12 protein-coding genes and 2 pseudogenes are annotated in these 19,902 nt (G+C 37.5%); 7 read left to right on the top strand and 7 right to left on the bottom strand.

Annotation, left to right across the window (positions count from 1 at the left end; translation table 11 throughout):
* The first annotated feature begins 174 nt into the window (after nucleotides 1-174).
* The 5 genes and pseudogenes from AC27H3_RS02875 to AC27H3_RS02855 form a co-directional block, all read left to right on the top strand.
* Nucleotides 175-567, top strand: a complete 393-nt coding sequence (locus AC27H3_RS02875; protein ID WP_487103571.1) for an MmcQ/YjbR family DNA-binding protein — start codon at nucleotides 175-177, stop codon at nucleotides 565-567.
* A 494-nt stretch (nucleotides 568-1,061) separates the two neighbouring features.
* The gene (locus AC27H3_RS02870; protein WP_487103569.1) at nucleotides 1,062-5,834 is read left to right on the top strand and encodes an RHS repeat domain-containing protein; all 4,773 of its coding nucleotides are present in this window, start codon (nucleotides 1,062-1,064) and stop codon (nucleotides 5,832-5,834) included.
* Nucleotides 5,835-5,839: 5 nt separating this feature from the next.
* Nucleotides 5,840-6,622: a tetratricopeptide repeat protein gene (locus AC27H3_RS02865; RefSeq protein ID WP_487103567.1), complete on the top strand. Its 783-nt coding sequence runs from the start codon at nucleotides 5,840-5,842 to the stop codon at nucleotides 6,620-6,622.
* Nucleotides 6,623-6,635: 13 nt separating this feature from the next.
* On the top strand, nucleotides 6,636-6,773 hold the full coding sequence (locus AC27H3_RS02860; protein ID WP_487103566.1) for a hypothetical protein: 138 nt from the start codon (nucleotides 6,636-6,638) through the stop codon (nucleotides 6,771-6,773).
* A pseudogene (locus AC27H3_RS02855) lies at nucleotides 6,740-6,904 on the top strand (Type I secretion system protein TolC); the annotation flags it as partial. The gene AC27H3_RS02860 and the pseudogene AC27H3_RS02855, both read left to right, overlap by 34 nt.
* Before the next feature lie 435 nt (nucleotides 6,905-7,339).
* On the opposite strand, the pseudogene AC27H3_RS02850 reads toward AC27H3_RS02855, so the two are convergent.
* A pseudogene (locus AC27H3_RS02850) lies at nucleotides 7,340-7,468 on the bottom strand (IS110 family transposase); the annotation flags it as partial.
* A gap of 728 nt (nucleotides 7,469-8,196) precedes the next feature.
* On the opposite strand from AC27H3_RS02850, the gene AC27H3_RS02845 reads away from it, so the two are divergent.
* On the top strand, nucleotides 8,197-8,556 hold the full coding sequence (locus tag AC27H3_RS02845; protein ID WP_487103564.1) for a hypothetical protein: 360 nt from the start codon (nucleotides 8,197-8,199) through the stop codon (nucleotides 8,554-8,556).
* Nucleotides 8,557-8,744: 188 nt separating this feature from the next.
* Here the strand turns inward: AC27H3_RS02845 and AC27H3_RS02840 are convergent, their stop codons facing one another.
* The 3 genes from AC27H3_RS02840 to AC27H3_RS02830 form a co-directional block, all read right to left on the bottom strand.
* Entirely contained in the window at nucleotides 8,745-11,552 is a 2,808-nt protein-coding gene (locus AC27H3_RS02840; RefSeq protein ID WP_487103562.1) for a bifunctional aconitate hydratase 2/2-methylisocitrate dehydratase, read from the bottom strand.
* A gap of 507 nt (nucleotides 11,553-12,059) precedes the next feature.
* Nucleotides 12,060-12,875 (bottom strand): hypothetical protein, encoded by an 816-nt coding sequence (locus AC27H3_RS02835; protein WP_487103561.1) that lies wholly within the window; start codon nucleotides 12,873-12,875, stop codon nucleotides 12,060-12,062.
* Between the two features lie 76 nt (nucleotides 12,876-12,951).
* On the bottom strand, nucleotides 12,952-13,611 hold the full coding sequence (locus tag AC27H3_RS02830) for a substrate-binding periplasmic protein (RefSeq protein ID WP_487103559.1): 660 nt from the start codon (nucleotides 13,609-13,611) through the stop codon (nucleotides 12,952-12,954).
* Nucleotides 13,612-14,047: 436 nt separating this feature from the next.
* Here AC27H3_RS02830 and AC27H3_RS02825 point away from each other — a divergent pair, with 436 nt between their 5' ends.
* Nucleotides 14,048-14,428: a YacL family protein gene (locus AC27H3_RS02825; protein WP_487103557.1), complete on the top strand. Its 381-nt coding sequence runs from the start codon at nucleotides 14,048-14,050 to the stop codon at nucleotides 14,426-14,428.
* A 30-nt stretch (nucleotides 14,429-14,458) separates the two neighbouring features.
* Here AC27H3_RS02825 and AC27H3_RS02820 read toward each other — a convergent pair whose 3' ends face one another.
* From AC27H3_RS02820 to rapA, 3 genes are all read right to left on the bottom strand, one after another.
* Nucleotides 14,459-15,517 (bottom strand): DUF3530 family protein, encoded by a 1,059-nt coding sequence (locus AC27H3_RS02820; RefSeq protein ID WP_487103556.1) that lies wholly within the window; start codon nucleotides 15,515-15,517, stop codon nucleotides 14,459-14,461.
* Between the two features lie 113 nt (nucleotides 15,518-15,630).
* Nucleotides 15,631-16,314: a pseudouridine synthase gene (locus AC27H3_RS02815; protein WP_487103555.1), complete on the bottom strand. Its 684-nt coding sequence runs from the start codon at nucleotides 16,312-16,314 to the stop codon at nucleotides 15,631-15,633.
* Nucleotides 16,315-16,405: 91 nt separating this feature from the next.
* On the bottom strand, nucleotides 16,406-19,318 hold the full coding sequence (gene rapA / locus AC27H3_RS02810) for an RNA polymerase-associated protein RapA (protein ID WP_487103553.1): 2,913 nt from the start codon (nucleotides 19,316-19,318) through the stop codon (nucleotides 16,406-16,408).
* Nucleotides 19,319-19,902: the final 584 nt, after the last annotated feature.

Raw genomic sequence — 19,902 nt, 5'->3', positions numbered from 1 at the left:
ATGTTATACAAGTAGCCTCAACTCAGCTGACTATTATTTGGGTCATTAGTTATGGTTACTTTCACTCAGTACCCTTTAGATTTATTTATTGAATGGCAATTATGTTGCCATTGTCGTCAATTAACTTATCAATACAGAGTATTTAAAAACTCATTTTAAGGTGAAATTAACATTATGGACAACATACAAGCTAGGCGTTATTTGCTCGATAAAGCTGGAACAATTGAAAATTTTCCTTTCGGTGAGGATGTCAGTGTATTCAAAGTAAAACATAAAATGTTTGCCACCTTATCGCTGGGTAATGGCAATGAAAAAGGTACTCAAGGTAAAATGGCTGGACATTACTGTGTTAATTTAAAGTGTGATCCTGAAGAAGCGGTAATGTTACGTGATATTTTCAGCGCGGTAATCCCTGGTTATCATATGAATAAAGCGCAATGGAATACCGTGATTTTAGATGGCTCAATTCCATCAGGAGAAATTGAGCGCATGATCGATAACTCGTATAGCCTAGTGGTGAGTAAAATGCCTAAAAAAGATCAAACCTCTATATTAATACATCTATAACTTAATAGCTTGCTCTGCTTTAAAGCATGTAAGCTGTTATAGAACGCCATTCGTTTAAACACGAGTGGCGTTTTTTATTTTATAAAGAACAGGATTTTTAAGTTTTTTAAGTACCGCTCTTAGATATGACTTTAGTTTGGTTTTTCTGGCACTTATTTGGATTAAACTCTAATTCTTCTCGTCCCTTTGTTTAAATGACTTATTCAACAATATTATGTTTAGGACAATCGTAAAACTCCATCCAATTTATTTTTTCTTAGCCTTTTAGCAAATGATGAATCTAGCTACATAATATAATTATTTAATCAAGTCGCGCTAAAAAACTATTTTCAGTATAAAACGGTAAAATATTCTTATATAAGTTAGTAGTTTAAAGAATTTTTAATAAATACTAGAGTACATATCAATATTCAATTGTTGTTTTCTACATTATTTCAGCTACTTTTATAAGCAGCTATTTAAGGATAAATAACAAACCACATTAAGGATGATGTATGAATAATATCTATGTAACACTTATAAAAAATTATCTATTGACGATATTCCTATCTGCCTTTGCACATAACGCTATAGCAGTAGAGGCAATAGCACCCATTGTCGAATGGGAGAAAAAACAGAATGCAGAGCAGCGGCTTGAAGTATTTGGCGATGACTTCTTAGGTGATGCTATCGACCCACACACGGGTACCCTTATATTTGATCAAACCGATATTAACTTACCGGGTAATTCGCACTTACCTGTCACTTTATCAAGAAAACGAGCATCAGGCTTCACTTATAAAGATGGTGTAGATGCTGAATTTGGTGACTGGACTTTGTCAGCTCCACGGATCAAAACTACATCATTAGATGCTAGACCATGGGTAGGACAAAGGTGCTCTAAACCAACTAATCAAATTTTGAGTACTTTCAATTATGGCACAAAAGGTAACTTAACAAGTGTAACTACAACAGGCTATTCAAACGGCGTTCAGTTAGAAGTACCAGGACAAGCTAGTCAGCAAATCATAGAAAATAATGGTGTAGCAATTTGGCCAAGTGCTGCTAAAAAAGTAACTGTTAAAAATTGGTATTTTACTTGTTCTACTGCAACTGATGGTGGCGAAGGGCTTATAGGTCATGCGCCTAATGGTGACATTTATAAGTTCGACTACGCCTATGTTTTAGACTCACCCAAAATGGGGTTTGTTGGTGCTAGTCCTCTTGAAAGAAATGTTTATATTCTAGCGGCTAGCCAAGTTAGCGATGTTAACGGGAATTGGGTCAAGTACCAATATGACTCACTTAACCGTTTAAAGGCAATTTATGCTAACGATGGTCGTCGTATTGACCTTAATTACTCGGGTAGTTCTAAACTCATTCGATCAGCGAAAGCGGCTAGCGAAACATGGTATTACAATTATCGGATAAATAATTTTCCAAGAACTGATTGGATGCCATATGCTGGACAACCATTGCGCGGCCAAGTGTTATCTCGAGTTACACAACCTGACGGTCATTATTGGTCATTTAACTTAGATTTAATGACTGGTACTTCCGCACCTAGTGGTATTCGTTGTCATAAATGGTCACGTATGGTTTCATTAACACATCCTTATGGTGCAACGGGTACTTTTGTATTAAAAGATACTGAACATAGACAAATTTTCGCTCGTCAAGCTCGAAGAACTGAAAAATGTCCAGATATTGAACCAGGTTTGCCTCCACGTGGTAACCCAATTATACCTTTAGATGATGACGTAACAACTTCAACAATGGCCGTAATCAAAAAAAGTGTTACAGGACCATCATTAACACCAGCTACTTGGGTTTATCAATATGAGGGTGACAAGGGACCTACGGGTTCATCGTCATCTGACAGAACTAACTGGACGAAAGTATCAGCACCAGAAGGTCACTATACCTATTACCATGCTTGGATTAGTGAACCATTAGGTGGCAGGCTTGTTAAAAAAGAAACTCGATTATCAAGTGCTGGTACAGTTAAAAAAACTGAGCAATACACATATCTAAAAGAAGTAAGTGTTGGGATATCACCTATTATAAAAGCACCAGGGCCAGGTGACGCTAAAAACCCTATTCACACGACAAAAATTGTTACTCAACAAGATGGCGATACCTATACTCAAGAGTTTGGCTTTATTACTAGCCATAGTTCGTCGCTATACTCTTACGCTAATCCAGTGATGAAGTCAGTAAAATCAAATGTGTCGACGTTAGCACGCGTAACGCTGACAGAATATAGCCATAACAAAAGCAAATGGATATTAGGATTACCTAAAAAACAAACGGTTAATAATAGGGTTACTCAAGAAAACACTTATAACTCTTTAGGAAAAAAGATTAGCGAGCAACGTAATGGTGCACTTTTTGCTACTTATAGTTATCATGCAGATGGCACTTTTTCTACAGCTAAAGATGCCAATAACCGCACGTTAAAAGCCTCTTTGTATAAGCGTGGAACACCTCAAAAAGTAACGCGAGCTGACGGTAAAAGTGTTTATCAAAATGTTGATGATTTCGGTCGCATAAGCTCTATAACTGATGCGCTAGGTAATACGGTTAGTTATACTAGAGACAGTATGGGAAGGCTCGTTACTGCAGATCTGCCAGGGAATTGGTCTAATGTAAATCATCATTATAATTTTAATGGTAGCCCAAATCATACCATCACTAAAGGTAACGCCAGAACAACCATCACTTATGATGCTATGTTTCGACCTTTATTGGTTGCCACTAAAGATACCTTAACAAATAAGTCTACGTATATTAATTATACGTATGACAGTGCTGGAAGAGAGGCTTTTGCATCATTTCCTTCAGCTAGCTCAACTTCTACAGTAGGTATTACTTCTGAATATGACGGGTTAAATCGATTAACTAAAAAGCGCGAAACTGTTTATCCATATGCAACTACATTAACCCGATACTATAGTGGTCATCGTCGTACAGAAACGGATCCAGACGGCAATAAAACAGATTACTATCATTATGGTTACGATGGTGCTAATTACAAAGACGTTAAGTCACAACATTCGCCACTAGGAATACAAACAGATATTAATAAAAATGTTTGGGGTGAAATAACATCAATTAAACAGTGGGGCAGTCAAGGAAGTGGCGGCTCATCTGGAGGTGATATTGGTGATGGCTCTAAAGGTGGTTCGGTTATTATCCCTGTAGCACCAACTAATCCTGGCGATAAAAAAATTAAGCCGCCGGGAATATATTTACCAAAAGATCCAAATAGTGCGACTACAAGTGCGTATGCTAATAACCAAAGCACAAGTACCTCAGGAAGCAATGCAGCAGCTAGTATTACTCGACGTTATTATTATGATCAAAACCGTCGTTTATGCCGAATTAGTGAACCTGATGTTGGTGACACGCTATATCAATACGACGCTTCTGGTTGGTTAACGGCTTATCAAAAAGGTGCAAATAGTGGAAATACCTGTTTATCACCAAGTGGTAATGCAAAAGTAACACTTTTAAGAGATGCTGTTGGGCGTATAACTAAGCGCGATTTTTCATACCACTTAACACCAGACATAAATAAAACCTACGACGCTAATGGTAACGTTTTAACGGTCAGTCGAAATGGCATTAATTGGCTTTATACCTATAACTCACTTAGCTTACCTACATCTGAACAACTTAACGTTGATGGGCGTCAATATGCTTTAGCCTATGGATACAATTCTGCAGGGCAAATGTCATCAATGACTTACCCAAGCGGTAAAACCATTAGCTATAATCCCGATGGTTTAGGTCGACCTCGACAAGCTAATTATGGTGGAACTTATTATGCGAGTAATATTCAATATCATGCTAGTGGCCAAGTAAGTCGTTTAAACTACGGTAATGGGCATCTTTATCAACAACTACTAAATGAGCGCTTATTACCAGCACGTTTGCTAACCAGTAAAGGCAGTATTAAAGCGATAGACATGAGTTACAGTTATGACAAACGAAAACTCACTACATCAATAATCGATGGTGCCATAAGTAACAATAACCGAGTAATGAGCTATGACGCGTTAGAACGAATTACCTCTGCTTCAGGGCCATGGGGTAATGGTCAGTTTAGTTATGACAGCATTGGTAATATCCTCACTAAAGATTTAGGATCTCGAAGTATTGAACTCAGTTACGATAGCGATAATAGACTTAATCGTTCAGTTGATACCGGTGGTTTAGGCGGTAATACAGGTACAAGAGACTTTGACTATGATAGCCGTGGTAATACAATTACTGCAGGTAATTTAAACTTTACCTTTGATTATGCTGACCAGCCTACTTCTATGTACGGCGGGGGTATATCAGGCACTTATCAATACGATGGTAACTTGAAACGCGTTAAGGCGACGATTGCGGGTAAAACTATATACAATGTGTATAACCTTGCTGGTAAGTTAATTCATATAGATAACATAAGTACGAATAAACGAACTGACTATATTAGCGCAGGCAGTATGACGGTTGCGAGGGTTGAAAATAACACCCCAACTTACGTGCATCACGATAGTTTAGGCAGCCCCGTAGCAGGCACAAATGCTTCAGGAGCAATATTATGGCGAGAGCGTTATACGCCCTATGGTATAACACTTGATAATGCTGAAGCTAATAACGATCAAGCAGGTTATACGGGACATATTAAAGACAGTGATACTGGTTTAGTTTATATGCAGGCACGATACTATGATCCAGTTATCGGGCGTTTTTATTCCAATGATCCGGTTGGTTGGGTTCCTAGAAATCCGGTACACTCTTTTGGTAGATACACATATGCGAATAATAACCCTTATAAATATACTGACCCGACAGGTATGGAAGGTGCAGATACTTTTGAAAAAGAAATCATAAAACCTGAATATAAGGAAATAGAAGTTACTTTTGATGTAGTATTATCAATGGAAAAAACTGATGGTTCAACTACTTCAACCAGTACGGACGGCACTACATCAGACAGTGAAACAATTAATATTGATGGACCAATATCATTTGGCTCTAGCACAGATAAAGCAACAGGGGCAACAACCCAGAGTGTAACTTTTGGTAAACAAGTTGGCACAGATGATTTAAATGTTACTCCATCAATATCAGCCGACTCAAATGGTGATCTTACTGGTGCAGTTCAAGTGAAAGTTGGACCAGCGGGTGTCGCTGTTCAGGGAAAGGTTCCAGCTTCTGGTATCATTCACACCATTAAAACATTCGTTAGTAAGGCTAACGATACTTTAACAACCTCACCATCGGGAAGGTAGATATAATGAAAGCATTATTATATTTTTTTGTCATTTTTTATTGCGTAATAGGGTTAGCCAAAGAGCAGAATATTAATAGTGAAAATTCTCTTACTATAAAATATGAAGAGCTTAAAAAGGCAGCTTTGGATGGAGACATTAATAGTCAGTATGAAATATTTAACTTTGTTAGTAGTAATAAGCCTAAATTAAATGAAAACCTTACTGAAGCATTTAAGCTTATGATTAAAGCTGGTGAGGCTGGGCATACCGAAGCACAATTTACTATTGGTTATATATATCAAAAGGGAAGCTTACTGAAAAAAAATAGTGATGTTGCCCTTGGTTGGTTATTAGAAGCGGCTAAGAAAGGCCATAAAAGAGCACAACTTCTTGTTGGCAGGAATTATTCTGTTAGAGCTATAGATGCAACAGATGAAAAAGGTAAAAAAGAGAATGAGAAACTAGCTATATATTGGTTTGAAAAATCAATTACAGATAAGTCTTTGATAGCCATAAAACACTATGGAATATATCTTTTCATGATTGATACATTTTCTTCTAAAGCAGATAAGTTGCTAAGCCAAGCTGCTGAAAGTGGTGATTCTGAAGCGATGTACTGGCTAGGAAAAATGTTTGCTCATCGATGGAGTGATAACAGAGGGAATACTGAGTTTGAACTTGCCCATTCATGGCTCGAAAAAGCTAAACAAAATGGGTATAAATCCCAATCATTTATTGATGAGTTAGATGAAAAGAAAAAAAACTATCTAGAAGGATTAGCAAAAGAGAATAGTCAGGAAGAATAACTCATGCAATTTCATGATTGATACATTTTCTTCTAAAGCAGATAAGTTGCTAAGCCAAGCTGCTGAAAGTGGTGATTCTAAACTAAGAAAACCCCACGACATTATCTCAGGTGAGTTATGGCTACGCCAAGGAAGCAGCAAATTAGTTTAGTAAACACCCCGTATTATCATTGTGTGGCGCGTTGCGTTCGACGCGCTTTTTTATGCGGTGAAGACACCTTATCAGGACAAAGCTTTGAGCACCGCCGAGAATGGATAGAAGAGAAGTTACACTTTCTCAGCCAAGAAAAATTAACAAAGACATATATGGACGCTTCCTTGATGTCAAGCCGAGCTTAAGTGAAACATAAGAAAATATCTTCTGTTTTACATGGCTGATCTGAACTATTTTCAATCTACTGTTTAGGATGACAGGCTCTGTGCTTGCTTAAAGCAAACTGTACTGACATATATTCGAGCTATGGCTTGTTATCCATGCTCCAGATGAGTTGCGAACTAGAAGTACCTTTAAACATTGAACACTCAAACGCGCTTTATGCACTTGTCCTATCGCAGGCTTTGTTCTAGTTGGCTAGTGCCTTTTTATTTCATCTTGTAAACAACAGTCTTGAAAAGTTAAACCTTAAAAATTAGGGACTATCTAGCTGCCTAAACACTCACACAGGCTCAAAGCCTTTGTCCTAGACAGGCTAGCTAGATAGTAAAACGGGTAATAATTCATGCCACACCCCTAATCACTTGAGGTGTGTAATGGCATTGCTTTTGTAATAATGTCCACATGATACGTGCTAATTTGTGCGCTGTTGCTACAGCGGTGCAATTGAACGTTTTTCTTGCTCTTAATTGAAAATTAACAAAGACACCCATCGTTATTTTTTGAACCTAAAGCCCCGCAAGGGACTTTATTTTTGGCTGCTTTTGGAGCCAAAGAGGTGATGTACCTCGGTTTCTGAAGTATTTAGAATGAGTTTCTCTTTAATTCTAAGGAGATAGGATTAGGTCAACTGTTAAAATAAAAGGTACAGGTATGACAAATACAAGCACAATAAACTCTAACACTAGTGTTGAGCATGATCATGAGCTCTAATATAGGGCTATATGCTATAGCAACAATATTTTCTTTTTTACTTATTTTTATTATAAAAGAGAAAAGGAAGTTTTTACTTATTGTTTCAATCTGGTTTTTGCTTCTTGGTTTTATAACCATTAATACAGAGCAAGGTAAAAGTTATGATGGGTTGTCGACATTGCTTTTTACTATCGCCAGTATTAGCTATGCTATTCGACACTTGATTAATAATCGTGAACGGTGAAGTTAACTATAGAAAAAACTTAAAGTACACAGAGCTGGCAAGAAAATGAGTTCATTATTGAGTCGGGTCTGCATGAAATCGGCTTTAATTATGTTAAAGATGGCAGTGTAAGCCAAGGAGAAGATGCTGCATTTATTGATAACGTAGTATTTTCTGCCAATTAACACTATTATCTACAATGAAAGTGGGTAACATGCTCACTTTCATTTATTGTCATATGTGTAATGTGTATTTAATTAATTTTGTTGTATATGGGATTGTATGAATAAACTTAACGTATTGGTTCTATTGCCGCTGGCTATGCTTTTGGGTTGTGCACAAAATATTGAAACGCCAAATGGCGCATCGCAATGGGACTTTGATCACGAAGTGCAATTTAAACAAACTGATTTAGAAAACGGTAAAGTTAATCTACAAGTTATTGCTAAGCAAAATACTGAGTTTAGTAAGTTAGCTACTTTTTTAATGCGTAGATCATTACGTATTTGTAAAAGTTATGGTTTTAAAATTGAAGTGCTTGAAGGGGTTGAGCGCTTTGATGATAAGTTAGCGTTTCCAAATATGATCATGCCGTCTTTATCTGCCAATATAGAGTGTTCAAGTATAGTTACTGAAAAATAATGTCTCAGCTGTTGAACCAAATTCATTAATTAGCTGTTCATGATTATTCATGAAAAAGTAGAACACTAAATTAATCAAATTGATGTTATAAAAAAGGGTTACTTTACAATGTTGTAAAGTAACCCTTTTGTTTTATGACGATTAATTTTCTAACTTTTTTACGGTAAGTAAAATTAATTTATTTAAACCTAGCTTGGATCAGCAATTTTCACTGCAGCAGTACCTAGCGTTGTTAATGCTTCAACTGGTGGCGCAAAATCTGTAAGGTTAATACCGTCTACAGCACTTTTGTATTCAGCTAAAGTCGGGAAACGACCTAACATAGAAGAAAGCACAACTAATGGTGTTGAACCCAATAGTGATTCACCTTTTTTCTCAGTAGTATCTGCTACTACACGACCTTGGAATAAGCGTGTAGACGTAGCAATTACCGTGTCACCAGGTTCAGCTTTTTCTTGGTTACCCATACATAAATTACAACCAGGGCGTTCTAAGTACATGATGTTCTCATACTTAGTACGTGCTGAATTTTTCGGGTTTGAATCGTCAAATTCAAAGCCTGAATACTTCTGTAGTATTTCCCAGTCGCCTTCAGCTTTAAGTTCGTCAACAATATTGTATGTTGGCGGCGCTACAACTAATGGTACTTTAAATTCAATAGTGCCGTTTTGCTTTTCAATATTACGGAACATTTGCGCAATAATTTGCATATCGCCTTTATGAACCATACATGAGCCAACAAAACCTAAATCAACCGTTTTACCTTCGTAGAAAGAAACAGGGCGAATAACATCATGTGTATAACGCTTAGATACATCATCGTTGTTTACATCTGGATCGGCGATCATTGGTTCATCGATTTGGTCTAAATCAACAACAACTTCTGCTGAGTATTTAGCATTTGTATCTGGTCTTAGTGCAGGTGAAGTACCAGACTTAACCTCGTCAATACGTTTATCAGCTAAAGCAATTAAACCATGAAGCGTTTTCGCTGGGTTTTCCATGCCTTTATCAATCATGATTTGGATGCGACTTTTCGCTAATTCAAGTGATGCAATTAAGGTATCATCTTGAGAAATACAGATTGAAGCTTTTGCTTTCATTTCTGCAGTCCAATCGGTAAAAGTAAATGCTTGGTCAGCCATTAACGTACCAATGTGTACTTCGATTACACGACCTTGGAATACGTTTTCACCGCCAAATTGCTTCAACATTTGCGCTTGTGTTGCATGAACAACGTCACGGAAATCCATGTATTTTTTCATATGACCTTTAAAGGTCACTTTCACTGATTCAGGGATTGGCATTGCAGACTCACCCGTTGCCAGTGCAATTGCTACCGTACCTGAGTCGGCACCAAAGGCAACACCTTTAGACATACGTGTATGCGAGTCACCACCAATGATAATAGCGCGGTCGTCAACGGTAATATCATTCAATACTTTGTGAATAACATCCGTCATTGCCGGATAAACACCTTTAGGATCACGTGCTGTGATTAAACCAAACGCGTTCATAAAGCTCATTAACTTAGGCGTATTCGCTTTTGCTTTACTATCCCAAACAGATGCTGTGTGACAACCTGATTGGAAAGCACCATCAACAATTGGCGATATAGTAGAAGCAGCCATTGCTTCTAATTCCTGACATGTCATAGGGCCAGTAGTATCTTGCGAGCCGACAATATTTACTTTAACACGAACGTTTGAGCCTGCGTGCAATGGTGAATCAGATAAAACACCCACAGCATTACGGTTGAATATTTTCTCAACAGCGGTTAAGCCTTGGCCTTCATGCGAAATTTCTTTTGAAGATGCATACACGCTTACAGGTTTAACACCTAAAGCTTCTGTGGCAAATGTTTGTAGTTTCTTACCAAACGTTACAGCATATGACCCACCAGCTTTCATGAATTCCATTTTCTGTGGCGTAAAGGCTGAAGATATATCAGCAAGCTCTTGGTCGCCGTTAAATAATTTATGCGCTTTGGTATCAATAGTTAATACAGTACCTGTAGCTACTGAGTACAATTCTTCCAGTACGGCATCACCATTTGCGTCAACAACGGTATTACCACTTGCGTCCACTTTCTTAACCCAATTTTTAAGGTCAATACCAATACCACCTGTTACATCAACCGTTGTTAGGAAGATTGGAGCGATACCATTTGTGCCAGCAACAATAGGTGCAATGTTGATAAAAGGTACGTATGGACTTGCTTGCTTACCGGTTAATAGTGCAACGTTGTTAACACCCGACATACGCGATGAACCAACACCCATAGTGCCTTTTTCTGCGATAAGCATAACTGTCGCATTAGGGTGCTTAACTTGTAATGCTTTAATTTCTGCTTGCGCTTCTGGCGTGCTCATACATTGACCATGTAATTCACGATCTGCACGAGAATGAGATTGATGACCTGGAGATAATAAATCTGTTGAAATATCACCTTCACCAGCTATATAAGTAACAATTTCAATTTTCTCGTCTATTTCAGGCAGCTTTGTAAAGAACTCAGCGTGTGCATAACTGGTTAAAATATCTTTAGCAATGGCGTTACCGGCTTTATATGCTGCTTCAAGACGAGCAGTATCAGCATCGTATAAAAATACTTGGGTCTTTAATACTTCTGCGGCAGGTTGTGCAACTGATGCATCGTCAGATAAAGCTAAATCAAGTAGTACTTCTACTGAAGGGCCGCCTTTCATGTGAGAAAGCAATTCAAAGGCAAATTCAACTGAAATTTCTGCGACTGAAACTTCACCAAGAATAATAGCTTTTAAGAATTTAGCTTTTTCGCTTGCGGCACTTGTAGTACCAGGTAAAGTATTATAAATGAAGAAATTCAGTGACTCAGCTCTGTACTCGTTGCCTTGATCTTTAATTTGTTCAATAATTTCAGCCAATAACTCAGCGCTATCAATCGGCTTTGGTGCAAGACCTAGCTCATTCTTACGATTTTCAATTTCTGCGATATATTCTAAATACAGACTCATTTGATTCCCTCTCTGACTTATTTACTAATAACAATGTAACTCATCATAGCTAAGCATAACTAAGTATTGTTGAATTTGGTCGATTATCGCAAGAAAACTTCTATAGAATATCTATGAAGTACCCCTTGGTTATTGATCAATTACAATTTCTTCGTACAAAGTCTAATCGCAAAGATTAATAGTGCCCAGCAATGTAAAAAATTTGGCTATATTCTACCTGAATTTTTCAGGACTAGTAATCACTTGGTTTAATAAGCACTATTCATGATGTGTATATGTGGTAGAAAGAACGGTTATACTGGTTGGTCTTGTTTGCTTACTTACTGATAATATTTTGAAAAATAACAATTAAGTCTTGGGGCTTTCTTCACAGTAATAGGTTTCATTAAGTGCAGATATGGCAATGACTACATTTACTCTTAACCTTATTGAACATTGGGCAAAAGAATTAACGTAAAAATGTTGTGCTAGCGATATTCTTTTACTCAAAAGCATAGAAGATTTACGTTATTTTTTACCCAGCTTGGCTTTAACTGCTTGCATATGTTCGCGAAAGCTTTTATCAAAATTTGACTCACCACAATTAAAAAATTGTGTGGATGAACCTTCGCTTAACCCGTAAGCACTCATGTCTTGTGTTACCGAACATAACCCATCTTCCCCTTTGGTAATCGCTATTCCTGCGCCCATGTTTTTAGTGTTTTGTTCACGTATTTTCTCTTCATCTTTTAAGGGAACTGAATGGGGAACAGCTTTTACTGTAGGGTTAAAAATAGAAGGAGGCTGTGCATCTTGGTATGGGTTATCTACAGCTAAAGTTGCCTTATTCTTTAACTGACTGCGTAACCTTTGTAATTGTGTAAAGCTATCAAGTTTTTTATTTTTAGGTAATGGAATAGGAGCGGGTGAAGGTGCGGTTTCAGCGGGCGGTGCAGTTGAGCCCAGTATTGAATTATTCGTTGTAATCTCAGCTTGACTGAACGCCGGCTTTATTAACGTATTGTTGCTCGCTTTGTTAATAGTTTTCTCGTTCGATTTATTGATTTTTTTAGCAATTGAGTTGGCTTTTGGCTGATCATTATTAAGCGGTTTTTCTTCAATGTTTTGGGTTTTGCTTAGCTTTTCTACCACGTCTTTTTTTACTATCTGTGTTAGAGGTTTGGCAGCACTTGGGGCATAGTATATAAAGCTTTTTATCGGGGCAGGGTGACTAATTTCTTTAACTGGTTTTTGCTGATTTGATTGAGTGCTAATAATTAAAAGTAAGATAATGCCGTGAACAACAAGGGAAAATAAAATGGCAAGGTAAGTTCCTTTTTGCACGGTAATATCAATGTTGGCTAGCTAAGTGGTAATTTATAGACGATATATCTGTTCGTAAGTTCAATTGTAGTTCAACTTAGTTTCTTATTTTATTAGTTATAGCTTGAATATCGCCACTGTCTGATAGCGACTTTAAAGCGGCTGACAATTGCGTAATGTTATCTCTTAATGGTGATTTACGAGATACCACGATATAAGAGCTTACCGTTTTATCATATACAAACTTTGCTAAATTAATTTTGGTTTTATAAACGTCTTGGTCAACCCAGGGCGTTATGGTTTCTTCACGCTCAAGAAAGGTATCAATACGACCTTTTAATAACATATCAACAAGTTGCTGATAATTAATTAGCGGGACTTTTGTAAGTTGTGTGTCGTGATCGAATTTATCAAAATATGAAGCGCCTCTTAATACACCTACTTTTAAAGGTAGTAAATCTTGATATTTATCGAGCACTATATTGCTATCAGAACGAATATAAAACTGTAATGGTAAGTGTTGAATTTTAATCGGCGGCTCAAGGTAATGAAGGAACTTTTCTCGGTTTTCTGTTTTACGGATCGCAATCATCATATCTGCTTGTCCATTTTGTAAAAATGCAAAACAGCGAGCAGGTGGGCAATATATAAACTTTGTTTTTGTTGCCATTTTTTTTGCTAATAAATTGGCAATATCAATATTCTCGCCAACAAATACGCCGTCGACGATATCGGAAAATGGCGGCTCAATATACATAGCAACTGTTATTATTGGTAAAGGCTGTGATGTGGCTTTTATTGAGATAATTAAAAATAACAAGCAGCTATGTAAAATAGCCAATATTTTTAATGGTAATTTTTGAGCTAAGCGCATGATTACGGGAGTGAAGTTAATGTTATTATTTATGATAAACCGTCTCCTTATTACATCAAAGAAAGCATGTACATTTTATTACGCTTGATAATCTTGTATTAAAAACTGGGTGTTTGCTACAATTAACAGTGATCACGATTATAGCAATGTCTTTGTTATTATTAGAAGCTATTCTGTAAAATATTAGTAGGTTTATAGGATTGTCGAAACAACTATCTAACTAAATATCAATAGATTACACCATCATTTTACGTCATTTAATTCTAGTTAGTGACGAAAAAACAAAATTCGCCCTAAACATTTTCAGAACGAGGTAGGTATGGAATATCAATTTATAGATGATCCACTAACAGGTAGTGCTATTGCTAAGTTTTCGCTTGATCATGAAGTTATTGGTCCTTGGTTAGAGGTTGAGGTTGGCACTAATACGGAAAAGCTTAAACAACTGCTGTCTGCTATGGCTGATATTGAAGCAGAGAAGCAAACTGAAATTACCATTACTGGTAACGAGTATACAGTTGTTTTTAATCGAGGTGATGTAACAATTCAAACCAATGCAAGTATGGATGGGTTAGAAATTTTACCCGACTCTTTGATTGAAGAAGATATCGATTTTGATCAACAAGACTCTGCTTCCTGCGGCCATGAAGATTTTCGAGAGTTACTGCTTTCCTGGGCCAAGTTTGTCGAGAAAAAGTAACATTAAAAAATAAATGCTTTCATCTAAAAACTACCAGCCCATGGAGCTGAGCCAGCTTATTATTTCTTTCGTTAAGCTTCCCTTAGGATAATAACCGATCATTTGATTATTCAGCTGCTTTTGTCGAAAGTATATTTTCATCGATTTTTTGGCCAAATCTTTTCTTAATGTTGCGTTAGCGTGCACTAAATAATGGTCACGCTTTAAGGTTAAATCGAGTATTGGGTAATCTGTATCAGCCATTTGCTGCGCGAGTTTTTCACTGGCTGGTTGTGTTGGCATATAGCTGCTAAGCATAACCATTGCTGCAGGTGAGCCGACTAACCCTTGTTGATAAATATCAAGCAATACCGCGCTATTACTACCCTCTGCAATAACAATAATTGCCCCAGGGTAACCTTTTGCTTGTTCAATGGTCGCGAGCATAATTTCAGCAAAATCTTTACTGTAACTAGCAAGTGTTTCAGTATCTTGCGTTTGTCTTTCTGCTGCTGTTAATGCCTGCGAAGGATAACCTTGAGGTTTGTTTGGCGGATGTAAGGTTATCGTTGTCCAACCTTTTGATGGCATATTTTTACGCAGTTGATTAAGCGCATTGGGCGTTGCTATGCTTTGTTGCCAATCTGGAATTAGCACCATAATACCTTTGTTAACAGGCGTGGTGTATTCATTAGTTGCGGTTAGATAACTGTTTGAACCAACAACTAATGGGCTAATTTTTTCTTGTGCTAAATAATGTTTTATATCTTGTTGTTGCTGTTGAAAAATATCTACAGGTGGGTTGATAACAACTTGGTGTTGATGGTCGTCTTTAGGTGTTTTTTCTTTTGTTGCATCGGTGTCTGTTGGTGATATTTCTGCATTAGCAGCTTTAGTATTACTTTCAGCAGCTTTAGTATTACTTTCAGCAGCTTTAGTATTACTTTCAGTAGCTTCAGTTGAGCTGCTATCCACGTTTAGCGTTTTTTCTATTTGTTGCTCTTGTGATTCTTGGCTGGCCTGAAATGGTAATGCGTAAGCAATATTCACCTGAAGTGAATATACAGCTAAGCATATGAACAAAACGAAGGGAATTATATTCAAACGCATAAAAAAGTTTTCCTCAAACTGTTAATGGTCAGTGCTGCAACTTTATTATAAGCCTGTAAGTGTATATCGTCGCTAACGAAAGTTTCTTTAATTATTCAACGTAATTTTTAGTATTAATCAAAGGGACAGTCTTTAGTAAAAGTTAAGGTTTTCTCGCTTACGGGATGCGTTATTTGTAGCATTTGAGCATGTAATTGCAAGCGACTACTCGCATTTAAAGCTAGCGGATGTGCATAAAGTCGGTCGCCAATAATGGGGTGACCTAAACATAACATATGCACTCTTAACTGATGAGAACGACCTGTGACGGGGGTTAGCGCTAACAGTGTGGTTATTTGGTTGTCATTATTTGCATCGTAACTTAATACTCGATAATGGGTTAATGCTGCTTTGCCTTGTTCATGGTCAACTTTCTGTTTAGGTCTATTGGGCCAATCACAAATTAAAGGTTGATCGACAGAGCCCTGTGAATTTTCAACTTTTCCAAATACGCGCGCAATATAACTTTTTTGGGTTAGCCTTTTCTCGAATTGACGACTTATATTAACGTGGGCTGGCTTGTTTAACGCCAGTAAAATAATACCCGAAGTGGCCATGTCTAAGCGATGTACTACAGTGGCTGTTGGCAGCACTTTTAGCACTCTGTTTTGTAAACAATCTTGATGCTCGGGTAAACGCCCCGGTACAGTCAATAATCCGCTAGGCTTGTTAAGCACAACAATATCGTTATCTTGATAAATAATATCAAGATATGGGCTCATAGGGGGTTGATAAATAAAGTCAGGGTTAGCAGCCATCTTGTGGGGTTCCTTTTGAAGGTGTCTTAAACAAAAGGCTACACTAAGTGTAGCCTTTATATTGTTGCGCTTTCTATTCAGTAACTAAAAACTAGTTGCTAACTACTATTAAACGAACCGCTTCAAATTGAATTTTAGCTTTTTCAATATAGTCTGCTAAAGCACTTTTTTGCATTAAAATAAAATCAACTTCTTGCTGACGTACGCTTGGGTTTATTGCTTTAAGTGCTGTTAATCTTTGATGCTCTTCATCCATGGCTTCTTGCATTCCAGCAAGTGCTTTTGCTTGTATGGTTGCCGTTTGTTGTTCGGCATGTGTTTCAGCTTTAGCCACTAATGGCGCTATTTGGCTTCTTAGTGCTTTAACTAGTTGTAAGGCTACTTGCTTTTTCACTGGTGATAGTTGTTGATCTAACACAGCTTCGCTCACTTTATCAGCAAGGTTATTACCATTTTTATCCACCAATATACGAATAGGTGTTGTTGGTAAGTAACGACCGAGTTGTAAGTTACTTGGCGCAATAGCTTCTAGAGTAAAAATACACTCTAAGAAGAATGTCCCGGCTGGCAGCGCAGGGTTCTTAAGCAAACCAATACTTGAATTACCCGTTTCGTCAGACAATACCAAGTCCATCGCGCCACGAACCATAGGGTGGTCCCAAGTAATTAGCTGATAGTTTTCAACGGCTAATGCGGTTTGGCGATTAAAGGTTATGGTTGTACCGTCTTCAGGTAAGCATGGGAAGTTAGCACACAACATATGCTCAGAAGGTTGCAAAGCAATGGCATTATCAGCTTTATCATCTTGTTGAATGCCAAAAACATCTAATATCTGGAACATAAATTGTGGTAAATGAATTTGTTGATCTAATTGCTCAATTTTTTCCACTAAAGCGTGGGCTTTACCTTGGCCAGAAGAATGTAATTCAAGTAACTTATCTCGACCTGATTCTAGATCTTGTTTGATCGTTAAGTGTTTTTCATGGCTTTGTTCAATCAAAGTTTCAGCTTCTTTGGTGTCCCAACTCGCGCTCAACGCTAAATCGAATAAGGTTTCACCGAAAGCATTAAATACTGCATGGCCAGTAATACAGGTATGCTCAAAGGCATTTAAAGATTGCTTGTACCATTTAAACAGTAAGCTTTGTGCCGAGTCTTCAAAATAAGGCACATGAATTCGAATAGTTTCAGTTTGTCCAATACGGTCTAAACGGCCGATACGTTGCTCTAGTAAGTCAGGGTTACGCGGTAAATCAAATAATACTAAATGGTGCGCAAACTGAAAGTTACGGCCTTCGCTACCAATTTCAGAACATAGCAGTACTTGGGCGCTATCTTCATCTTGGGCAAAGTAAGCGGCAGCGCGATCACGTTCAAAAATACTTAAACCTTCGTGAAATACTGCTGCACGCATGCCTTCTTTAACACGCAAGGCTGATTCTAGGTCGATAGCCGTTTGTGCATTGGCACAAATAACTAACACTTTTTCTTTTTTCAGCGATTGTAACAGCTCGATTAAGTAGTCAACGCGTGGGTCAATATCATACCAATCTTCATGGCTGTCTAAGCTGAATAACGTTTCAGGGGTAAAAATGAGTTTTACTTGTGGTTGCGCTTTTAAATCTTCAGCGGTCCCCGAGAGTAATAACTCATTAATGGCTTCTTGATAAGCATCAGGCATAACCAGCGGTGTTGAGTGTAACTCACGCCCAGGGAAGCCTTTAATAGTATTGCGACTGTTACGAAATAGAATACGACCTGTGCCATGGCGATCTAAAAGCTGGTCAAGAATATGTTGTCGAGCATTTTTTTGCTCTGTTATATCAGCATGATTTATTGCTGCAATATGTGCGCTAACATCAGCTTCACTTAATAATGTGGTTAGCGTTGTTACTTGCTCATTAGCCAATGGTTCATCGGTAATTAATGTATTAGCAGCATCTGCAACTTCAGTATAATGCTGTTCTTCTTCGGTAAATTTTTGATAATCGAAAAAGCGATCAGGGTCAAGCAATCGTAAACGAGCAAAATGACCTTCGTGACCTAGCTGATCAGGTGTTGCAGTTAATAGTAAAACCCCAGGAATAGTTTGTGCTAATTGCTCAATACATTGGTATTCAATACTGGCATTATCTTGCTGCCAATTTAAATGATGTGCTTCATCAACCACCATTAAATCCCACTCTTCATCAATCATCGCTTCATACCAGCGAGGATTTTTAGTGATAAAACCAAGGTTTACAAGTACCAATTGCTCTTGGCTAAAGGGATTTTCGCCTTCGCCATTATCTGAAGTTTCTTCACAGCGACTTTCATCAAAAATACTAAACGGCAGATTAAAACGGCGTAACATTTCAACCAACCATTGGTGCATTAATGATTCTGGCACAATAATAAGTACACGTTTAGCGCGACCGGTAACTAGCTGTTGATGAATAATTAAACCTGCTTCAATGGTTTTACCTAAACCTACTTCATCAGCTAGCAACACTCTTGGGGCAAAGCGGCTGCCCACTTCTTCAGCAATGTATAACTGGTGAGGAATTAAACTAACACGACCACCGCTAAGGCCTGTTAAATCTGATTGTTGTTGGCTAAATTGATGATGTAAACAGTCTTTTCTTAAACGAAACCAATCAAGGCGATCAATCTGGCCATTAAGTAGGCGATCATGCGGTTTGTTAAATTTAATAAAATGATCAATCATCATTTCTTTAATTGAACTCGCTTCACCTGTGTCTTGCCTAACACCAAAGTAAGTTAATAAGTTGTTTTTTTCTTCTGAATATTCAACGGTTAGCGTCCAGCCTTCATGGCTTGGAATGCTGTCTCCTTCGTTAAAAATAACGCGCGTTAAAGGTGCGTTATCCATAGCATATTGTCTCGCATCCCCTGTTGCCGTAAATACGATAGTTACAAAACGACCTTCGACAGCGGTAACGGTGCCTAGCCCTTGATTTGACTCACTATCACTAATCCAGCGTTGCCCAGGGTAAAATGACATAAACAAAAACTCCAACTCATTAACTCGCGTAAAAATACGCGTAAAAAAAAGGCGCTATAATATCGTTAATCATAGAAGTGATCATTAAATAATTCAGCTAAAAGGTAGTTTTTTTGCTGAAATTTTACAGATTTGGGGGTTGTATTAATTTACATAACCTGAACTCTGGATAATGAGTGCTTGAGACTCATGTGAATCAAAAGCTTAGGTGGCAAAGTTAATCTTATTGCAAGGTGAACATCACGAATAGGCATCATCAATGCTTCATTTTATGCCATTTCCAAGGCAAAACGTTTATAAATAGTGAGCTATTTATCGACGTTTTAACGCAGGTAATGGCTTAAAAGGGAGCATTGAGCAAGTGCTGCTTATTCTGAGTTGAGGTTACATAGCATTCACAGTAGTAATAATGTACTTAATACAAATTTAATTAATTCAAAAAAGCTGCTTGCTTGCAGATAAATAAACTGTAAAGTGGTTATTAGCTTAATAGAAAAGCTAATTCTATGATTGTAAAAGCAATGATAGAAACGAACGAAGCAATAAATTATTTTGGTGAGATAAGTTATCAATCTTTTGTGGTT

This window comes from Colwellia sp. NW0002-52-1, from assembly GCF_057550865.1.
This window is presented reverse-complemented; position numbering and strand designations above follow the sequence as displayed.

Bases quoted from the DNA above. Each gene is read 5' to 3' on its own strand.
- AC27H3_RS02865 (WP_487103567.1), top strand. From the start codon at position 5,840: ATGAAAGCATTATTATATTTTTTTGTCATTTTTTATTGCGTAATAGGG.
- AC27H3_RS02875 (WP_487103571.1), top strand. From the start codon at position 175: ATGGACAACATACAAGCTAGGCGTTATTTGCTCGATAAAGCTGGAACA.
- AC27H3_RS02820 (WP_487103556.1), bottom strand. From the start codon at position 15,517: ATGCGTTTGAATATAATTCCCTTCGTTTTGTTCATATGCTTAGCTGTA.
- AC27H3_RS02870 (WP_487103569.1), top strand. From the start codon at position 1,062: ATGAATAATATCTATGTAACACTTATAAAAAATTATCTATTGACGATA.
- AC27H3_RS02860 (WP_487103566.1), top strand. From the start codon at position 6,636: ATGATTGATACATTTTCTTCTAAAGCAGATAAGTTGCTAAGCCAAGCT.
- AC27H3_RS02845 (WP_487103564.1), top strand. From the start codon at position 8,197: ATGAATAAACTTAACGTATTGGTTCTATTGCCGCTGGCTATGCTTTTG.
- AC27H3_RS02840 (WP_487103562.1), bottom strand. From the start codon at position 11,552: ATGAGTCTGTATTTAGAATATATCGCAGAAATTGAAAATCGTAAGAAT.
- AC27H3_RS02830 (WP_487103559.1), bottom strand. From the start codon at position 13,611: ATGTATATTGAGCCGCCATTTTCCGATATCGTCGACGGCGTATTTGTT.
- AC27H3_RS02815 (WP_487103555.1), bottom strand. From the start codon at position 16,314: ATGGCTGCTAACCCTGACTTTATTTATCAACCCCCTATGAGCCCATAT.
- AC27H3_RS02825 (WP_487103557.1), top strand. From the start codon at position 14,048: ATGGAATATCAATTTATAGATGATCCACTAACAGGTAGTGCTATTGCT.
- rapA (WP_487103553.1), bottom strand. From the start codon at position 19,318: ATGTCATTTTACCCTGGGCAACGCTGGATTAGTGATAGTGAGTCAAAT.